Genomic DNA, 16,887 nt, shown 5'->3' with positions numbered 1-16,887 from the left:
ACCTGTACTTTTAAGAAAGGGTGAGACGATGTTTTCGAAAGTGTTGATTGCCAACCGCGGCGAAATCGCCGTCCGTGTCATCCGCACGTGCCGACGTCTCGGCATTCAAACGGTTGCCATTTATTCCGAAGCAGACGCCGATTCGCTTCATGTCTCGCTCGCGGATGAAGCGTATTTGATCGGCAAGCCGCGCGTCGCGGAAAGCTATTTAAATATCGAAAAAATCATTGAGGTTGCCAAAACGGCGAAAGCGGAGGCGATCCATCCCGGCTACGGGCTGTTGTCGGAAAATCCAGCGTTTGCCCGCCGCTGCGAGGAAGAAGGAATCGTCTTCATCGGTCCGAAGGCGGACGTCATTGCGGCGATGGGCAGCAAAATCGAAGCGCGGCGGACGATGGAACAAGCCGGCGTGCCGATCGTCCCAGGCGTCTCCTTTGCGCTTGATAGCGCCGATGAAGCGGCCAAAGCGGCGGCTTCGATTGGGTATCCAGTCATGCTGAAGGCGTCAGCCGGCGGCGGCGGCATCGGCATGCATATCGCTCGCGATGAAGCTGAGCTGCGCCAAGCGTTTGAAGGGAGCCAAAAACGGGCCGCTTCGTTTTTCGGCGACGGGACGATGTATATCGAAAAATATATCGATCGCCCGCGCCATATTGAAATTCAGCTTCTTGCCGACCAAAATGGCAACTGTGTTTACTTATGGGAGCGTGAATGTTCGATCCAACGCCGCCACCAAAAAGTGGTCGAAGAGGCGCCGTCGCCGTTTTTGGATGAAGAGACGCGGCGGAAGATGGGGGAGGCGGCGGTGCGGGCTGCGCGTTACATCGGTTATGCAAATGCCGGTACCATTGAATTTCTCGTCGATGAACAGAAAAATTTTTATTTTCTTGAGATGAACACTCGGCTGCAAGTCGAGCACCCGGTGACAGAAGAAATCACCGGCATCGACATCGTCGAAGAGCAGCTGCGCATCGCCGCCGGCGAGCCGCTTCGTTATCAGCAGGAAGACATCCGCCGCGATGGACACGCCATTGAAGTGCGCATTTATGCCGAAGACCCGAACACGTTTTACCCGTCGCCCGGCCGCATTACGGCGTTTTCCGCCCCACAAGGCGAATGGATTCGTCATGAAACGGCGGTTCAAAGCGGCGCCGCGGTTACGCCGTTTTATGATCCGATGATCGCCAAACTAATCGCCAAAGGACCGGATCGGCAAACGGCGATTGAACGCTTGCTCGAAGCGCTTCGACACTATCGCGTTGAAGGGATTAAAACGAACATTCCGCTGCTTGAGGCCGTGCTGTCCCATCCGGCGTTTCAAGCGGGGGATACGACGACCGATTTCCTTTCGAAGCATTGGAAGCCAGCAAAAGCAAAATGAAGCAGAAACGGAGGAAGACACGATGACCCAAGTAACGGCAACAATGGCTGGAAGTGTATGGAAATTGTTGGTGGCTGTCGGGGATCATGTAGAAGAAGGCCAAGATGTCATCATTTTAGAATCGATGAAAATGGAGATTCCGATTGCCGCGGAAACGTCTGGCGTCGTGAAGCACATCCACGTGCAGGAAGGAGATTTCGTGAACGAAGGCGACGTGCTTGTCGAGATTGAGTAAAAAGGGGGAGCAAAGCATGAGCCGATGGCCGGCGAAGGTGACGATCAAAGAAGTCGGCCCGCGCGACGGCCTGCAAAACGAAGCATCGCCGATCGCGACCGCCGATAAAATCGCTTGGATCAACCTATTGTCAGAAACGGGGCTGTCGTACATTGAGGTGACTTCCTTCGTCCATCCGAAATGGATTCCGCAGCTTGCGGACGCCGTTGAAGTGGCAGCGGGCATTCGCCGAAAAGCCGGCGTCACGTATGCGGCGCTCGTCCCCAACGAAAAGGGGCTTGAGCGGGCGCTTGGCGCCGGGGTCGATGAAGTGGGCGTCTTCATGTCAGCGAGCGAAACGCACAACCAAAAAAATATTAACAAAACGATCGCTGCCACATTTCCGGTGCTGGAAGCGGTCGTGCAAACGGCAAAACAAGCAGGAAAAACGGTGCGCGGCTACGTTTCCACCGTCTTTGGCTGCCCGTATGAAGGGGCAGTTGCCGTCGATCAAGTGCTGATGGTGGCGGACCGGTTGTTGGCGATGGGGGTTGACGAACTGTCGCTTGGCGATACGATTGGCGTTGCGACGCCCAAGCAAGTCGAAGAGGTGCTCGCAATCGTGCTCCGCCGTTTTCCGGCTGATCGGATCGCGATGCATTTCCATGACACGAGAGGAACGGCGCTTGCCAACATTTTGGTGTCGATGGAGATGGGGATTACGACGTTTGACAGCTCGCTTGGCGGCCTTGGCGGCTGTCCGTACGCTCCCGGAGCGTCGGGAAACGTCGCCACTGATGATTTAGTATATATGCTTCACGGCATGGGGATTGAAACCGGCATCGATGTCGAGCAGCTGACGAAAGCGGCGTTGTTTATCCGCGACAAAATCGGCCGCCCGCTTTCGAGCCGGTATTTGCAAACGGTTGGATCATAAGGGGGGGGGGAGAAAACGTGAGCGCACTTGTATCGTTTGAAACACAAGAAAACGGCATCGCCATTGTGACATTAAACCGTCCGGAAGCGGCCAATGCGCTTTCAAGAGCGCTTCTTTTCGAGCTTGGCGCGCTCTTTCAGGAGATCAAATTTCGCAAAGACGTGCGCGTTGTCATGTTGACCGGGGCAGGAGACAAGGTGTTTTGCGCCGGCGCTGATTTGAAAGAGCGGGCGGGGATGAATGAAACGGAAGTGCGGCAGGCCGTCGCCTTAATCAGCAAAACGATCAATGAGGTCGAGAAAGTGCCGCAGCCGGTCATCGCCGTTTTAAACGGCTCGGCGTTTGGCGGCGGGTTGGAGCTTGCCTTGGCTTGCGACATTCGGTTTGCTGCCGACGATATCCAGCTTGGGTTGACGGAAACGTCGCTCGGCATCATTCCGGGAGCGGGGGGGACGCAGCGGCTGCCGCGCCTTGTCGGCCTCAGCAAAGCGAAAGAGTTGATTTTTGCCGCCAAACGGATTACAGCGCAGGAAGCCGAGCGAATCGGCCTTGTCGAATACGCCGTGCCGCGCTCCGAGCTGATGGAGCGTGCGCTTTGTCTCGCGCAACAAATCGCTGACAATGCGCCGATAGCCGTCCGTCAGGCGAAACGGGCGATCCAAAGCGTATTCAACGTTGATTTGGAGACGGGCCTCGCGATTGAGCAGCTCGCCTATGAGGCGACCATTCCGACGAAAGACCGGTTGGAAGGATTGCAGGCGTTTAAAGAAAAGCGGAAGCCGGTGTACAAAGGGGAGTAAGCCTGCGCTTGGGCAGGATGAGGCTGTTTGGATAAGGAAAAAGCCGCACGGAGCGCTTGCGCCGCATCGGCCTTTTCACAGCGATAAATAAAACACGGCATCCAACCTTGCTCCAGCCGAACAAGCGGGATGGAACAGCAAGATCCATCAAAACAAGGAGGGGAAACAAAGAGATGAAGGAAACAGCCAATCAACAAGACACGCTCGCAGCGGAGCTGGAGAAAAGAGCGGCGGAAATCAAGAAAGGCGGGGCGCCAAAATATCATGAAAAAAACGCCGCCCAAGGGAAATTGTTTGTTCGCGAGCGGCTGAACTTGCTGCTTGATAACGGTTTGGAAGTGGAAGACGGATTGTTTGCCAACTGTTTGGCGGGCGATTTGCCGGCTGATGGAGTTGTGACCGGGATCGGCAAAATCAACGGCCGCACCGTCTGCGTGATGGCGAACGATTCGACGGTCAAAGCCGGCTCATGGGGAGCGCGCACCGTCGAAAAAATCATCCGCATTCAAGAGACAGCGGAAAAACTGCGCTGCCCGATCATTTATTTGGTGGACTCGGCCGGCGCCCGCATTACGGACCAACTCGAAATGTTTCCCGGCCGGCGCGGGGCAGGGCGCATTTTTTACAATGAGGTGAAGCTGTCCGGCAAAGTGCCGCAAGTGTGCCTGTTGTTTGGCCCGTCAGCAGCCGGCGGCGCTTATATTCCGGCGTTTTGCGATATCGTCATCATGGTCGAAGGCAATGCCTCGATGTACTTAGGCTCGCCGCGCATGGCGGAAATGGTGATTGGGGAAAAAGTCACGCTCGAAGAGATGGGCGGCGCCCGCATGCATTGCACCGTCTCCGGCTGCGGCGACGTGCTCGTGAAAACCGAAGAAGAAGCGATTGCCTATGCGCGCCGTTATTTGTCGTATTTTCCGTCCAATTACAGCGAAAAGCCGCCGGTGGTCGAGGCGAAGCCGCCGAAATCGTTTGACAAAACGATCGAGGACATTTTGCCGGAAAACCAAAATGCGCCGTTCAACATGTATGATTTGATTGAGCGGATCATTGACGAAGGATCGTTTTGTGAAATCAAAAAACTGTTTGCGCCAGAAATCATTACGGGACTGGCGCGCCTTGCCGGCCAGCCGATCGGCATCATCGCCAACCAGCCGCGCGTCAAAGGCGGCGTATTGTTCCACGATTCGGCTGATAAAGCGGCGAAATTCATCACGCTTTGCGACGCGTTCCATATCCCGCTTCTGTTTTTGGCCGACGTCCCTGGCTTTATGATCGGCACGAAAGTCGAGCGGGTCGGCATCATCCGCCATGGGGCGAAAATGATCGCGGCCATGTCGGAAGCCACCGTACCGAAGATCTCGGTCATCGTTCGCAAAGCGTACGGCGCCGGATTGTACGCGATGGCCGGGCCGGCGTTTGAACCAGATTGCTGCTTGGCGCTTCCGAACGCGCAAATCGCCGTCATGGGGCCGGAAGCGGCCGTCAACGCCGTCTACGCCAACAAAATTGCCGAGCTGCCGCCAGAAGAGCGTGCGGCATTTGTCGAACAAAAACGCGAGGAATACCGGCGCGACATCGACATTTACCGTCTCGCCTCCGAGCTTGTCGTCGACGGAATTGTCGCGCCGAACGATTTGCGCAACGAGCTCATCCGCCGATTTGACGCGTATATGTCCAAGTATATCGTCTTTTCTGAGCGGAAGCATGGGGTGTATCCAGTTTGAAAAAATGGATGGCTGTCCCTCTTGCCAAGGGACGGCCGATCATGTATCATAATAATCACCAATCCGTTGCTGCGTTGTGCGTTGTAGAATGAAGTTTCAACCGATGGCAATCAAAAGGGAGTTCTACATTGAAGCGGGAATGTCATGCCTCAATATTCGTGATGGAGGACGGCAGGAACGCTTCTGCGAACACCCACCTGGTGGAGCGTGGTTGAGAAACTGCATTCAGCCAACGGCAACAGCGGCGCGGATTCACGAATGAGGAGTTGGCAAAAGAGTCCAACTGGATGCAAAACATCCGGTTGGACTCTTTTTCGTTGCGTATGTTTTCTCAAAAAGACATGAAACAATATAGTTGATTTTCCCTGTTTTCATGTTATAATCATATTTCGTGCAGGAATAATTCGTATTAAAACTATTCCAACAAGAAAGATGAGGCAAGGAGGGGGATGAATGGAAGGGATCAGCCGGGACATCATGTACGCTGTCTTCCGGACGCAAAAGGCGCTTTATCGCCTCATCCGCGAGGACGCCGCCCGCGTCGGGGTGACAGAGGTGCAGCTGATCGTCTTATATACGCTGCTGAAAAAAGAGCATATTCGCCTGAATGACTTGGCGGAAAAATTAAACTTAAGCAACAGCAATGTCAGCGGCACGGTTGACCGGCTCGTCGGCGCCGGCCTTGTTGTCCGAGAGCCGTCGAAGCAAGATCGGCGCGCGGTCATTTTGAGTTTGACGGAAAAAGGAAAAGAGACGGTGTCGGAAGCGTTTGGCGAGCAGTCGGTGCTGCGCCGGCGGCTTGGCCGCATTCAAGAACTCGTCTCTCCAGAGGAGATTGAACAGTTTTTGCATCTTCATGAAAAAATTAAAGCGATTTTACTCGGGGAGGAATAGACGGTGAACGTGAAACGATTGGTTGCGCTGAACATGCATGTCGTTTTTCGCCATCGGCGCGTTTGTCTGCTCGATCGCCCCGTCGTTTGCCGTCATGCTCGCAGGGCGGCTGACGCAGGCGGTCGGGGCGGGCATCATCATGCAGCTGATGATGGTCATTATGTTGTCGATTTTCCCGCCGGAACGCCGCGGGGTGGCCATGGGAACGGTCGGAATCGCCATGATGTTTGCGCCGGCGGTCGGGCCGACGCTGTCTGGCTGGATCGTTGAACATTATACATGGCGGCTGTTGTTTTACGTCGTGTTGCCGATCGCGATTTTAGACATTGTGCTCGCCTCCGTCTGGCTGAAACATACGCCGCGTAAAGGCAATCCAGTGCTGGACGTGCAAGGGGCGGTCTACTCCACGATCGGGTTTGGCGGCGTTCTGTATGGCTTCAGCGAAGCCGGCAGCAAAGGATGGGGCGAGACGGAAGTCGTTGTGTCGCTTATCATCGGCGTCTTGTTCTTGATCATGTTCACATGGCGTTCGCTCCACTCGGAGTATCCGGTGCTCAATTTCCGTGTGTTCCGCTACCCAGTGTTTACGTTGGCGACCGTCATCGGATCGGTCATCAATATGGCGATGTTTGCAGCGATGGTGCTGCTGCCGGTGTATTTGCAAAACTTGCGCGGCTTTACGCCGCTTGATGCCGGTTTGCTGTTGCTACCGGGAGCGATTGTCATGGCGATCATGTCGCCGATTTCCGGCTGGGTGTTTGACCGCATCGGCGCGCGGGCGCTGGCGATCGTCGGCTTGATCATCACCGCGGTCACGACGTGGGAATTCAGCAAGCTGACGATGGATACACCGTACAGCCAGTTAATTTGGCTTTATATTTTCCGCATGTTCGGCATGTCGATGCTCGGAATGCCGATTATGACGGAAGGATTGAACGCCTTGCCGCGCCATTTGTACAGCCACGGCACGGCGATGTCCAATACGATCCGCCAAGTGGCCGCTTCGCTCGGAACGGCGTTCTTGGTGACGATCATGTCCAACCGGGCCAAATTCCATGCGGACATGTACCGAAATGAGATGACGGAAAACAATCCGTTTTTCATGAGCCTTGTCGGCCAGCTGAAACAGGCCATCCCAAGTGATGAGGCGATCGCTCAGCTGTTGTATGGACTTGTGCAGCAACGGTCAACGGTCGAGGGGATCAACGACGCCTTTTTCGTCGCTACTGGCTTAACGGTGGTGGCGCTCGTCATGGCGTTTTTCTTAAAGGGAAAAAAGCATAAATCGCCATCGGCGTAAACAAGGGAAGCGGCGCACACGGCCGCTTCTTTTTTGTTTTGAGCCATGGAAAAGAGACGAAAACGGGCGGCCGGCTGCGAATCGTATAATCGTGACGAAGAGACAGGGGGGAACATTGTGGAGGCGCAAAGCAGGCAGCAAATGAGACAAACAAGACGAAGACGGTGTTGGCTGCAGGCGCTCGTTGTCGCCGCCTTGGCTTTGGCCGCCGTTGTTGCTGCGCTCGAGTGGGCGATTGATCGACAAAACATTGCCGCCTTGGAAACACCGTTGCCGGCAGCGACAATCATTTATGATGAACACGGCCGCATCGCGAGCAAGCTCGCGGCGGCAAACATCGAAGAAGTGCCGATCGACAGGGTGCCCAACTATTTTCTTGAGGCCATCGTCGCGACGGAAGACCGCCGCTTTTACGAGCATGATGGCCACGAAGCGATTGCACAATACGGCCTGACGCAAAGCGATGTCCTTTCCGGGGGGCTCCGCATTTACACGGAGCTTGACCCGAACATGCAACAAGCGCTTGAAGCCGTGTATGCGAATGATTCGCTGTTTCCATCAAGCCCGGACGGTGTGCCTGTCCAAAGCGGAGCAGTGCTGCTCGACCCGAAAACGGGCGGGGTGAAGGCGCTTGTCGGCGGCCGCGGCCGCCATGTGTTCCGCGGTTTCAATCGCGCCACAGAGCTCAGGCGTCAACCGGGGTCAACGCTCAAGCCGCTCGCCGTGTACACGCCGGCGCTCGAACAAGGGTACGGGCCGTTTTCGCTGCTCAAAGACGAGCCGCTTAATCTCGGCGGCTACCGCCCGCAAAACTACGACCACACGCACCGCGGCACGGTGACGATGTATGAGGCGATCATCCATTTCGCTCAATGTGCCGGCCGTCTGGCTGTTAAACGAAATCGGCCTTGACAAAGGGATGGAGGCGCTGCACCGGTTTGGTTTGCCGTTGGGAAAAGAGGACCGCCAGCTCGGCATCGCGCTCGGCGGCATGTCCCGCGGCGTCTCGCCGCTCGAGATGGCGGAAGCGTACGCCGTATTCGCCAATGACGGCGTCCGTTTGGACGGCCATCTCATTACAAAAATCGTTGATGCTTACGGCCGCAAGGTAGCGGAGTGGAAGCCGCGGCGAACGGTTGTCACGTCCAAGAAAGTGGCGCAGCAAATGACGTTTTTGCTCGAAGGCGTCATCCGCGAAGGGACCGGGAAGCGCGCTGCCATCCCGGGGCGGGAGCTTGCGGGCAAAACTGGGTCGACCGAAATGACGATCCCCGGCATCGACGGGGTGAAAGACCAATGGATGGTCGGCTATACGCCGCAGCTGGTCGGTGCGCTTTGGCTCGGCTATGACCGGCCGGACGAAACACATTATTTGACGACGACGAGCGGGGAAACGGCGGCCATCATTTTCCGCCATATAATGGAAAAAGCGCTGGCCGACGAGCCTGTCGTCCGCTTCTCGCTGCCGCTTGTGAAACAAGCGGAACGAGAACACAAAAAACGTGAGCCAAAGGCGCCTGAATCCGTGCCGCCAAAGGTGAAGGAAAAACCGCGTACGCCCGGCCATGAAAAAGGAAAAAACAAAAAAGAGAAAAAAGAAAAAAAGCACGGAAAAGGGCATGGCGGCAAGCATGAATAAGCTGTTGCCAAAGGCGTTCTTATCCCCTGTTTAGGCGCATATATATAAAGACAAGCCGCACGAAAAAGGAGGGGGAGCGCCCATGGCGCATTTCGGCTCGAAAGGATGGCTTGTTGCCGAGTTGAAAAAGGCGGGCATCGCCCGCCATCCGGTCGGACGGAAAAGTTCCATGAGCAATTTTTGCTCTCCACCCGGGCATGAAAATCCCCCTTTTCTTCCCATAATGAAGAATAGGCGCAAACAGTTCAACAGGACGTTATGCTTAATGGTGGCTTAGACCCTGTACGGAAAAGTGTTTGAATCCACTGGGTGCACCACCCATTGTCCGCCCTTTCCTGTGATAGAGGAAAGGTGACGACGAACGGAAAACTGCCGCATTTCTCCCGTGGATTCGCTGTTTGCGCACTCGATCATCGAAAAGGAGGATTTTCATCATGGATGTCATCTATCCTCGCTGCGCAGGATTGGATGTTCATGCCGAAACCATCGTCGCCTGCGCGCTATGGGAAGAAGATGGACACATTCAAAAGGACATTCAAACCTTCTCCACGTTCTCGAAAGGACTTGGCGACCTGCTCGAGTGGCTCGAAGAACATGGGGTCACCCATGTCGCCATGGAATCCACCGGCGTGTATTGGAAACCGGTCTTTGCCTTCCTCGAGGGCTATGTCGACTTGACACTGGCCAATCCGCAGCGGATCAAAAATGTCCCGGGAAGAAAAACCGATGTCTCTGACGCCGAGTGGATCGCCAAGCTGCTCCGCCATGGACTCGTTGAAAAAAGTTTCGTCCCCCCAGCGGATATTCGCGAATTGCGGGATTTTACCCGCCTCCGCAAAAAGTGGGTCGGACAGCTGACTTCGGAGAAAAACCGGATTCAAAAAGTGCTCGAGTCTTCCAATGTCAAACTCGGCTCGGTCCTCTCCGATCTCTTCGGCGTTTCCGGAAAAGACATCCTCGCCCGGCTGCTTGAGAAGGGATACGTGGACAAGGACGAGTTGGATCAATGCCTGCGCGGAAGGCTCAAAAAGAAAAAGCAAGCGGTGTACGATTCGCTGCTCGGCACCTTGACCGAACACGAGCTCCGTCTCCTTCGCCTCTTGTGGAAACACGTTGAGGAATTGGAGCGGCTCATCGAAGAAGTCGACCAACACATCGACCGCCTGCTCGAGCCGTATCGCGAGGAAGTGAACCTGTTGATGACCATGCCCGGAGTGAAAAAACAAACCGCCGCCGTCATCATAGCCGAGATGGGAACCGACATGAGCGTCTTTGAAACGCCGGAACGGGCGGCTTCATGGACTGGATTGTCCCCCGGCAACCATGAAAGCGCCGGAAAGCGAAAGAGCACGCGCACGACAAAAGGCAATCCCCATCTCCGATCGGCGTTATGCGAGGCGGCATGGTCAGCAGCTCGATCCAAGACGCATCCCTTGTCCCGAAAGTTTTGGTCGTTGGCGGCCCGGTGCGGGAAGAAAAAAGCCCTCATCGCCACAGCTCGGCGGATGTTGGTGATCATCTTTTGCATGATCTCCCGCAAAGAGCCGTTCCGCCAACCACAACTTATTTAGTCTAGCCAAAAGGCAGACAGGTTATACGAGATGCCTAAAATCGGGCACCTCTGCTTTCCTATTGCCTTTTTTGGCCATTTTCAGTATACCCTCACGGATCAGGAGCGTATACCGCACTCACCAAGTGGTGGGGATTTTCACGGAAAAAAATTGAGACATACAAAGCAGCCGAGCTGTATGGGCTGTACCGAAAATATGTGCAGAAAACGCGCTAGGCCGGATGAAACATCCGGCTTCTTTTTTGGGCAACCTAAAGGGGAAAGGAGGGAGGCGCGCCTGATGGTTGACAAACGCGCCGGAAGCGATGAAGAAAAAACGGTTTACTGTAGCGGAAGGGGAAACGATCGCCGCCTGTTTAGCGCGAGTCAACTACCCCCACTTCGCGAACGCTTGAAGTGGGGGCTTGCAACTCCCCAGAAGTGCAAACGGACTTCGTCCTCCTTCCTTGACTTGGGGTTGCATCAGGGGGCAGGTTGACGACTACCCAACGACGCAGGTCATGCCTGCATCGTTACCGATTCTCTCGGTGTGTCTGTTGGCAGTACTTGGCTTCCACACACAACAGACAGACCTACGCTCGATGTTTTACGGTTGCAACATTTCCTGCAACCAACTCCATCCATCGAGCAGCCGTTATTGGAGTGCCTTTATTGAACGGTTTTCTCCATGCCTTTATTATATCATACACAAAAGAAAGGGGGAACGCACATTCCTCTCCCACTTACTCCCTTTGGTCGTTGAAGTGGGAGTCTCCTGCGCGAAATAGGATGAAACAGGAAGGCTACCGCCCTGTCCGCCGCATCGAGCAGCCGATTTTCCGCGAAGTGGAAACGAACGGCGAAACGATGGTTGAGCCGTGCGGGCGCATCATCGAATTTGAGGGTGTGCGCGATGAGCCATAACGGGCGGTTGTTGGCTCCACCTTAGGCTGAAGGCGCGGCCGCAGATTCGACGGGCTCTGGTTATAGGGGCAAGAGAATTCATCAAAAAATTGCGAAGGAAGTTCTTTTCCCAACGATCGCCGCCTATACAAAGCGGGAATTCCAAGTTGCAGCCGGCGCGCCGTCCCGCTACAATAAAAAAGAGAACACCATCTAGATAAGGGGATGACGCCATGATTCATCACACATGGGCGACCCGGCCGACGATCAAAAAAGTAAAGTGCGTTCACACGAACGCGGAAAAGTACATGGTCAGCAATGTGTTGACGCCGGGCAAAGTATATGAAGTGAAAAGCGAAACGGACGAGTTTTATTTTGTCATCGACAACAGCGGAAAAGTCGGCGGGTTTTACAAAGATTATTTTGAGGAAGTCAAGTGATCGCGCCAATAGCCAAGAAAAAACGGATGTCCGAAACAGGGCATCCGTTTTTTCGATCAGCCGGCGGCGCTTTGTTCCGCCGTCGGCGGCCGCAACCGGCTTGCCGGCAGCGTGATCGTCAACGTCGTCCCTTTTTGTACGGCGCTTTCGATCGTCCACGTTCCTCCCATTTGTTCGATGATTTTGACGGCGACCATCGCACCAAGCCCAGTGCCTTTTTCTTTTGTGCTGAAGTATGGCTCGCCGAAGCGGCGCACTTGTTCTTTCGTCATGCCAACGCCGTTGTCGGAAATGGTGATGACGACTGATGCCCCCCGGTTCTCGGCCGCAACATGGAGCGTGCCGCCGTTCGGCATCGCCTCAATGCTGTTTTTCAACAAGTTGAGAAAACACTGTTGGAAATATTGTACGTTTCCGATGACGACACCATGTTCGAGGGAAGAGGATACATGGATCGAATGCATATGCGCCATTGGCGTAATCATTTGCAGCACTTTCTGAAGCTGGGTGGCGACATCAATCGGCTCGGTCTCTTTTGGCGCCGGTTTGGCAAACGTCAAATAGTCGCGGATGATGGCTTCCGCCCGCTCGAGTTCCTCTAAGGCGATGCGAATGTACCGCTCTTCGGTTTCGCGCGGCAGCCGACCAGTTTGCAGCAGCTGGATGAATCCTTTGACGACGGTGAGCGGGTTGCGGATTTCATGGGAAATGCTGGCCGCCATTTGGCTGACGATCTGCATTTTTTCCATCTTCATCAGCTCTGCCCGAGCGAACTGCGCCTCATGAAGCGTCTCCATCAAATAGACAGCGAACATCATGACGAACGGCGGCATTATAATAAAATACACGATATATGGCTTCGTTACCGGAAAATCAGCAATCATCACGGCGACAAATGTCGTCAGCACCGCGAGCAAAAACGTCAGCCAAAGCGACATAACGAGCTTGCTCGGCTGCGGCAGCTTGCGAAACAGCGGCGAAGCGGCCGCCGCTATGGCAAACATGATGGCGTAAACGATCAACGTGAGCGGCTGAAATCCGTACAAAACGGTGCGTGCCAGCATCAAGACAACAAACAGCACCGCCCCGACCGCGCCGCCGCCATACAATGTCCCAAGCAAAAACGGAATTTGCCGGAAATCATGGACGCACAGCGGATCAATGTAAATCGGAAATTTCATGCACAAAACGGCCGCCAACGCCAAACAAGCCCCAAGCAGCGCCTGGCCATAGAGCGGGCGCTGCCGGATCGCTCGACTATGGTCATAAATAAACGAAAAGGCAAAGATCGTGACTAAAATATAAAATAAGTTGTTCAGGACGTGCTGGTTAATGTATAAACCCGCCATACGAAAAATCTCCTAACTGAATGGACCTTATCACCTTCCATTATAGCGAAAAGAGATTGAAAGAAAAATATGCATTGGCTATGTCCGGTCTTTCGGCAGCCAAACCGCCAAGGCGCCAAAGAGCGGCAGCACGCTGCAAAGCCCCATTCATGTGCCGAGCGACGACAAGTCGGCGATTTTGCCGAGCACGACCGCGCCGAGCGCCCCCATGTCAAACGCCAGGCCGACGATGAGTCCGGACGCCATGCCGACATGGTTCGGAATCAGCCGGTTGCATGACAGATGATGTCATGTTCAAGGCAAAGGCGACCCAGCCGATTTGCGCATACGACAGCTCCATTGTCGAGCGCAAAATCGGAAAGAGCGCCGGGATGACCGCTTGCATTGCATCGTTCAAAAAGTGGCCGAGGCTGATGGCGAACAAAATCGGGTAGACGGTCATTCTTGCGGCGCTCGTTCGCTCTGTATGGGTGTTCATCGTTCTCCCCTGTTCAAAATATATCTAATATTCCTAATTATACTTGATCTTATTATATTTTCAATCACCGGCCCGGTAATTCAACTTTTCTTTTCCGGATGCCCCGATCGCGAGCTTGACGCTCACGGACAGCGTGTTGTTGCCGAGCGGGATGAGGCCATTGGACTGATGTTGTTTCCAAATATTCGGACGCTGGCGATACAGCTGCTCCGACAGATTCAATATATCGATCTGCTGCTTCTTGCCAAGTTCATACAAGCGGCGGATCTCCTGCTTCACCGTTTGTTCCGCCAGTTTGGTCAGTTGTTTTCGCGAGAGCGGTTTGCGCAGTTCGATGATGGCGCCTTGCGCCTATGACCAAAATCAGCGCCCATCTCGGCGTCGCTGTCAAATAGGAGGTAGTGGTGAACGTGATCGTATCGTTTAACGTGACAAAACTGTCAACTACCCCCACTTCGCGAACGCTTGAAGTGGGGGCTTGCAACTCCCCAGAAGTGCAAACGGACTTCGTCCTCCTTCCTTGACTTGGGGTTGCATCAGGGGGCAGGTTGACGACTACCCAACGACGCAGGTCATGCCTGCATCGTTACCGATTCTCTCGGTGTGTCTGTTGGCAGTACTTGGCTTCCACACACAACAGACAGACCTACGCTCGATGTTTTACGGTTGCAACATTTCCTGCAACCAACTCCATCCATCGAGCAGCCGTTATTGGAGTGCCTTTATTGAACGGTTTTCTCCATGCCTTTATTATATCATACACAAAAGAAAGGGGGAACGCACATTCCTCTCCCACTTACTCCCTTTGGTCGTTGAAGTGGGAGTCTCCTGCGCGAAATAGGATGAAACAGGAAGGCTACCGCCCTGTCCGCCGCATCGAGCAGCCGATTTTCCGCGAAGTGGAAACGAACGGCGAAACGATGGTTGAGCCGTGCGGGCGCATCATCGAATTTGAGGGTGTGCGCGATGAGCCATAACGGGCGGTTGTTGGCTCCACCTTAGGCTGAAGGCGCGGCCGCAGATTCGACGGGCTCTGGTTATAGGGGCAAGAGAATTCATCAAAAAATTGCGAAGGAAGTTCTTTTCCCAACGATCGCCGCCTATACAAAGCGGGAATTCCAAGTTGCAGCCGGCGCGCCGTCCCGCTACAATAAAAAAGAGAACACCATCTAGATAAGGGGATGACGCCATGATTCATCACACATGGGCGACCCGGCCGACGATCAAAAAAGTAAAGTGCGTTCACACGAACGCGGAAAAGTACATGGTCAGCAATGTGTTGACGCCGGGCAAAGTATATGAAGTGAAAAGCGAAACGGACGAGTTTTATTTTGTCATCGACAACAGCGGAAAAGTCGGCGGGTTTTACAAAGATTATTTTGAGGAAGTCAAGTGATCGCGCCAATAGCCAAGAAAAAACGGATGTCCGAAACAGGGCATCCGTTTTTTCGATCAGCCGGCGGCGCTTTGTTCCGCCGTCGGCGGCCGCAACCGGCTTGCCGGCAGCGTGATCGTCAACGTCGTCCCTTTTTGTACGGCGCTTTCGATCGTCCACGTTCCTCCCATTTGTTCGATGATTTTGACGGCGACCATCGCACCAAGCCCAGTGCCTTTTTCTTTTGTGCTGAAGTATGGCTCGCCGAAGCGGCGCACTTGTTCTTTCGTCATGCCAACGCCGTTGTCGGAAATGGTGATGACGACTGATGCCCCCCGGTTCTCGGCCGCAACATGGAGCGTGCCGCCGTTCGGCATCGCCTCAATGCTGTTTTTCAACAAGTTGAGAAAACACTGTTGGAAATATTGTACGTTTCCGATGACGACACCATGTTCGAGGGAAGAGGATACATGGATCGAATGCATATGCGCCATTGGCGTAATCATTTGCAGCACTTTCTGAAGCTGGGTGGCGACATCAATCGGCTCGGTCTCTTTTGGCGCCGGTTTGGCAAACGTCAAATAGTCGCGGATGATGGCTTCCGCCCGCTCGAGTTCCTCTAAGGCGATGCGAATGTACCGCTCTTCGGTTTCGCGCGGCAGCCGACCAGTTTGCAGCAGCTGGATGAATCCTTTGACGACGGTGAGCGGGTTGCGGATTTCATGGGAAATGCTGGCCGCCATTTGGCTGACGATCTGCATTTTTTCCATCTTCATCAGCTCTGCCCGAGCGAACTGCGCCTCATGAAGCGTCTCCATCAAATAGACAGCGAACATCATGACGAACGGCGGCATTATAATAAAATACACGATATATGGCTTCGTTACCGGAAAATCAGCAATCATCACGGCGACAAATGTCGTCAGCACCGCGAGCAAAAACGTCAGCCAAAGCGACATAACGAGCTTGCTCGGCTGCGGCAGCTTGCGAAACAGCGGCGAAGCGGCCGCCGCTATGGCAAACATGATGGCGTAAACGATCAACGTGAGCGGCTGAAATCCGTACAAAACGGTGCGTGCCAGCATCAAGACAACAAACAGCACCGCCCCGACCGCGCCGCCGCCATACAATGTCCCAAGCAAAAACGGAATTTGCCGGAAATCATGGACGCACAGCGGATCAATGTAAATCGGAAATTTCATGCACAAAACGGCCGCCAACGCCAAACAAGCCCCAAGCAGCGCCTGGCCATAGAGCGGGCGCTGCCGGATCGCTCGACTATGGTCATAAATAAACGAAAAGGCAAAGATCGTGACTAAAATATAAAATAAGTTGTTCAGGACGTGCTGGTTAATGTATAAACCCGCCATACGAAAAATCTCCTAACTGAATGGACCTTATCACCTTCCATTATAGCGAAAAGAGATTGAAAGAAAAATATGCATTGGCTATGTCCGGTCTTTCGGCAGCCAAACCGCCAAGGCGCCAAAGAGCGGCAGCACGCTGCAAAGCCCCATTCATGTGCCGAGCGACGACAAGTCGGCGATTTTGCCGAGCACGACCGCGCCGAGCGCCCCCATGTCAAACGCCAGGCCGACGATGAGTCCGGACGCCATGCCGACATGGTTCGGAATCAGCCGGTTGCATGACAGATGATGTCATGTTCAAGGCAAAGGCGACCCAGCCGATTTGCGCATACGACAGCTCCATTGTCGAGCGCAAAATCGGAAAGAGCGCCGGGATGACCGCTTGCATTGCATCGTTCAAAAAGTGGCCGAGGCTGATGGCGAACAAAATCGGGTAGACGGTCATTCTTGCGGCGCTCGTTCGCTCTGTATGGGTGTTCATCGTTCTCCCCTGTTCAAAATATATCTAATATTCCTAATTATACTTGATCTTAT

At 54.2% G+C, this 16,887-nt stretch carries 16 protein-coding genes, 1 other RNA gene and 4 pseudogenes; 16 read left to right on the top strand and 5 right to left on the bottom strand.

Translation table 11 applies throughout. The annotated features are described in order from the left end of the window. The first annotated feature begins 28 nt into the window (after positions 1 to 28). The 14 genes and pseudogenes from accC (at position 29) to CD000_RS07205 (ending at position 11,784) form a co-directional block, all read left to right on the top strand. Positions 29 to 1,381, top strand: coding sequence for an acetyl-CoA carboxylase biotin carboxylase subunit (gene accC, locus CD000_RS07275; protein ID WP_096225339.1), 1,353 nt, complete (start codon positions 29 to 31; stop codon positions 1,379 to 1,381). Next, a complete protein-coding gene (locus CD000_RS07270; RefSeq protein WP_233130503.1) occupies positions 1,356 to 1,616 on the top strand; it encodes an acetyl-CoA carboxylase biotin carboxyl carrier protein subunit in 261 nt (86 codons plus the stop codon). The genes accC and CD000_RS07270 overlap by 26 nt, the downstream gene beginning before the upstream one ends. A gap of 16 nt (positions 1,617 to 1,632) precedes the next feature. Further along, positions 1,633 to 2,532 (top strand): hydroxymethylglutaryl-CoA lyase, encoded by a 900-nt coding sequence (locus CD000_RS07265; protein WP_096225338.1) that lies wholly within the window; start codon positions 1,633 to 1,635, stop codon positions 2,530 to 2,532. A gap of 17 nt (positions 2,533 to 2,549) precedes the next feature. Continuing rightward, entirely contained in the window at positions 2,550 to 3,332 is a 783-nt protein-coding gene (locus tag CD000_RS07260; RefSeq protein ID WP_096225337.1) for an enoyl-CoA hydratase, read from the top strand. Positions 3,333 to 3,505: 173 nt separating this feature from the next. After that, complete coding sequence (locus CD000_RS07255; protein ID WP_096225336.1) at positions 3,506 to 5,059, top strand: acyl-CoA carboxylase subunit beta; 1,554 nt, start codon at positions 3,506 to 3,508, stop codon at positions 5,057 to 5,059. 63 nt (positions 5,060 to 5,122) lie between these two features. After that, a non-coding RNA gene (ssrS, locus tag CD000_RS07250) (6S RNA) lies at positions 5,123 to 5,311 on the top strand. Between the two features lie 201 nt (positions 5,312 to 5,512). Further along, complete coding sequence (locus CD000_RS07245; RefSeq protein ID WP_011231100.1) at positions 5,513 to 5,953, top strand: MarR family winged helix-turn-helix transcriptional regulator; 441 nt, start codon at positions 5,513 to 5,515, stop codon at positions 5,951 to 5,953. 37 nt (positions 5,954 to 5,990) lie between these two features. Beyond that, positions 5,991 to 7,253 (top strand): annotated as a pseudogene (locus CD000_RS07240) (DHA2 family efflux MFS transporter permease subunit); the annotation flags it as partial. 141 nt (positions 7,254 to 7,394) lie between these two features. Next, positions 7,395 to 8,165, top strand: a complete 771-nt coding sequence (locus CD000_RS19555) for a penicillin-binding transpeptidase domain-containing protein (RefSeq protein ID WP_369806548.1) — start codon at positions 7,395 to 7,397, stop codon at positions 8,163 to 8,165. Continuing rightward, on the top strand, positions 8,101 to 8,892 hold the full coding sequence (locus CD000_RS19550) for a penicillin-binding transpeptidase domain-containing protein (protein ID WP_369806547.1): 792 nt from the start codon (positions 8,101 to 8,103) through the stop codon (positions 8,890 to 8,892). Before CD000_RS19555 ends, CD000_RS19550 begins: the two co-directional genes overlap by 65 nt. Before the next feature lie 82 nt (positions 8,893 to 8,974). Further along, positions 8,975 to 9,055, top strand: a pseudogene (locus CD000_RS19545) (DUF2639 domain-containing protein); the annotation flags it as partial. Between the two features lie 271 nt (positions 9,056 to 9,326). Next, positions 9,327 to 10,463 carry an IS110-like element ISGka2 family transposase gene (locus CD000_RS07225; RefSeq protein ID WP_096224841.1) on the top strand — a complete coding sequence of 379 codons (1,137 nt, stop codon included), beginning with the start codon at positions 9,327 to 9,329 and terminating at the stop codon, positions 10,461 to 10,463. Between the two features lie 737 nt (positions 10,464 to 11,200). Then, complete coding sequence (locus CD000_RS07210) at positions 11,201 to 11,365, top strand: NETI motif-containing protein (protein ID WP_233130413.1); 165 nt, start codon at positions 11,201 to 11,203, stop codon at positions 11,363 to 11,365. Positions 11,366 to 11,577: 212 nt separating this feature from the next. Beyond that, positions 11,578 to 11,784, top strand: a complete 207-nt coding sequence (locus CD000_RS07205; protein WP_011231108.1) for a DUF6501 family protein — start codon at positions 11,578 to 11,580, stop codon at positions 11,782 to 11,784. Between the two features lie 56 nt (positions 11,785 to 11,840). Here CD000_RS07205 and CD000_RS07200 read toward each other — a convergent pair whose 3' ends face one another. The 3 genes and pseudogenes from CD000_RS07200 to CD000_RS07190 all read right to left on the bottom strand — a co-directional run bounded on the left by CD000_RS07200 (position 11,841) and on the right by CD000_RS07190 (position 13,890). Beyond that, positions 11,841 to 13,133, bottom strand: a complete 1,293-nt coding sequence (locus tag CD000_RS07200) for a sensor histidine kinase (protein ID WP_096225334.1) — start codon at positions 13,131 to 13,133, stop codon at positions 11,841 to 11,843. 268 nt (positions 13,134 to 13,401) lie between these two features. Continuing rightward, positions 13,402 to 13,611: pseudogene (locus CD000_RS19095) on the bottom strand (hypothetical protein); the annotation flags it as partial. Positions 13,612 to 13,671: 60 nt separating this feature from the next. Further along, positions 13,672 to 13,890 carry a hypothetical protein gene (locus CD000_RS07190; RefSeq protein ID WP_483299624.1) on the bottom strand — a complete coding sequence of 73 codons (219 nt, stop codon included), beginning with the start codon at positions 13,888 to 13,890 and terminating at the stop codon, positions 13,672 to 13,674. A gap of 533 nt (positions 13,891 to 14,423) precedes the next feature. Here CD000_RS07190 and CD000_RS07175 point away from each other — a divergent pair. After that, positions 14,424 to 14,588, top strand: coding sequence for an NETI motif-containing protein (locus tag CD000_RS07175; protein WP_233130413.1), 165 nt, complete (start codon positions 14,424 to 14,426; stop codon positions 14,586 to 14,588). Between the two features lie 212 nt (positions 14,589 to 14,800). Beyond that, positions 14,801 to 15,007 carry a DUF6501 family protein gene (locus CD000_RS07170; protein WP_011231108.1) on the top strand — a complete coding sequence of 69 codons (207 nt, stop codon included), beginning with the start codon at positions 14,801 to 14,803 and terminating at the stop codon, positions 15,005 to 15,007. Between the two features lie 56 nt (positions 15,008 to 15,063). Here CD000_RS07170 and CD000_RS07165 read toward each other — a convergent pair whose 3' ends face one another. Next, positions 15,064 to 16,356: a sensor histidine kinase gene (locus CD000_RS07165; protein WP_096225334.1), complete on the bottom strand. Its 1,293-nt coding sequence runs from the start codon at positions 16,354 to 16,356 to the stop codon at positions 15,064 to 15,066. Positions 16,357 to 16,624: 268 nt separating this feature from the next. Beyond that, positions 16,625 to 16,834: pseudogene (locus CD000_RS19090) on the bottom strand (hypothetical protein); the annotation flags it as partial. Between the last annotated feature and the right edge of the window lie 53 nt (positions 16,835 to 16,887).

Origin of the sequence: Geobacillus sp. FJAT-46040 (assembly GCF_002335725.1) — a bacterium.
GTDB lineage: Bacteria > Bacillota > Bacilli > Bacillales > Anoxybacillaceae > Geobacillus > Geobacillus thermoleovorans.
This window is presented reverse-complemented; position numbering and strand designations above follow the sequence as displayed.

Bases quoted from the DNA above. Each gene is read 5' to 3' on its own strand.
- CD000_RS07170 (WP_011231108.1), top strand. From the start codon at position 14,801: ATGATTCATCACACATGGGCGACCCGGCCGACGATCAAAAAAGTAAAG.
- CD000_RS07205 (WP_011231108.1), top strand. From the start codon at position 11,578: ATGATTCATCACACATGGGCGACCCGGCCGACGATCAAAAAAGTAAAG.
- CD000_RS07225 (WP_096224841.1), top strand. From the start codon at position 9,327: ATGGATGTCATCTATCCTCGCTGCGCAGGATTGGATGTTCATGCCGAA.
- accC (WP_096225339.1), top strand. From the start codon at position 29: ATGTTTTCGAAAGTGTTGATTGCCAACCGCGGCGAAATCGCCGTCCGT.
- CD000_RS07165 (WP_096225334.1), bottom strand. From the start codon at position 16,356: ATGGCGGGTTTATACATTAACCAGCACGTCCTGAACAACTTATTTTAT.
- CD000_RS07200 (WP_096225334.1), bottom strand. From the start codon at position 13,133: ATGGCGGGTTTATACATTAACCAGCACGTCCTGAACAACTTATTTTAT.
- CD000_RS07255 (WP_096225336.1), top strand. From the start codon at position 3,506: ATGAAGGAAACAGCCAATCAACAAGACACGCTCGCAGCGGAGCTGGAG.
- CD000_RS19555 (WP_369806548.1), top strand. From the start codon at position 7,395: ATGAGACAAACAAGACGAAGACGGTGTTGGCTGCAGGCGCTCGTTGTC.
- CD000_RS19550 (WP_369806547.1), top strand. From the start codon at position 8,101: ATGAGGCGATCATCCATTTCGCTCAATGTGCCGGCCGTCTGGCTGTTA.
- CD000_RS07245 (WP_011231100.1), top strand. From the start codon at position 5,513: ATGGAAGGGATCAGCCGGGACATCATGTACGCTGTCTTCCGGACGCAA.
- CD000_RS07265 (WP_096225338.1), top strand. From the start codon at position 1,633: ATGAGCCGATGGCCGGCGAAGGTGACGATCAAAGAAGTCGGCCCGCGC.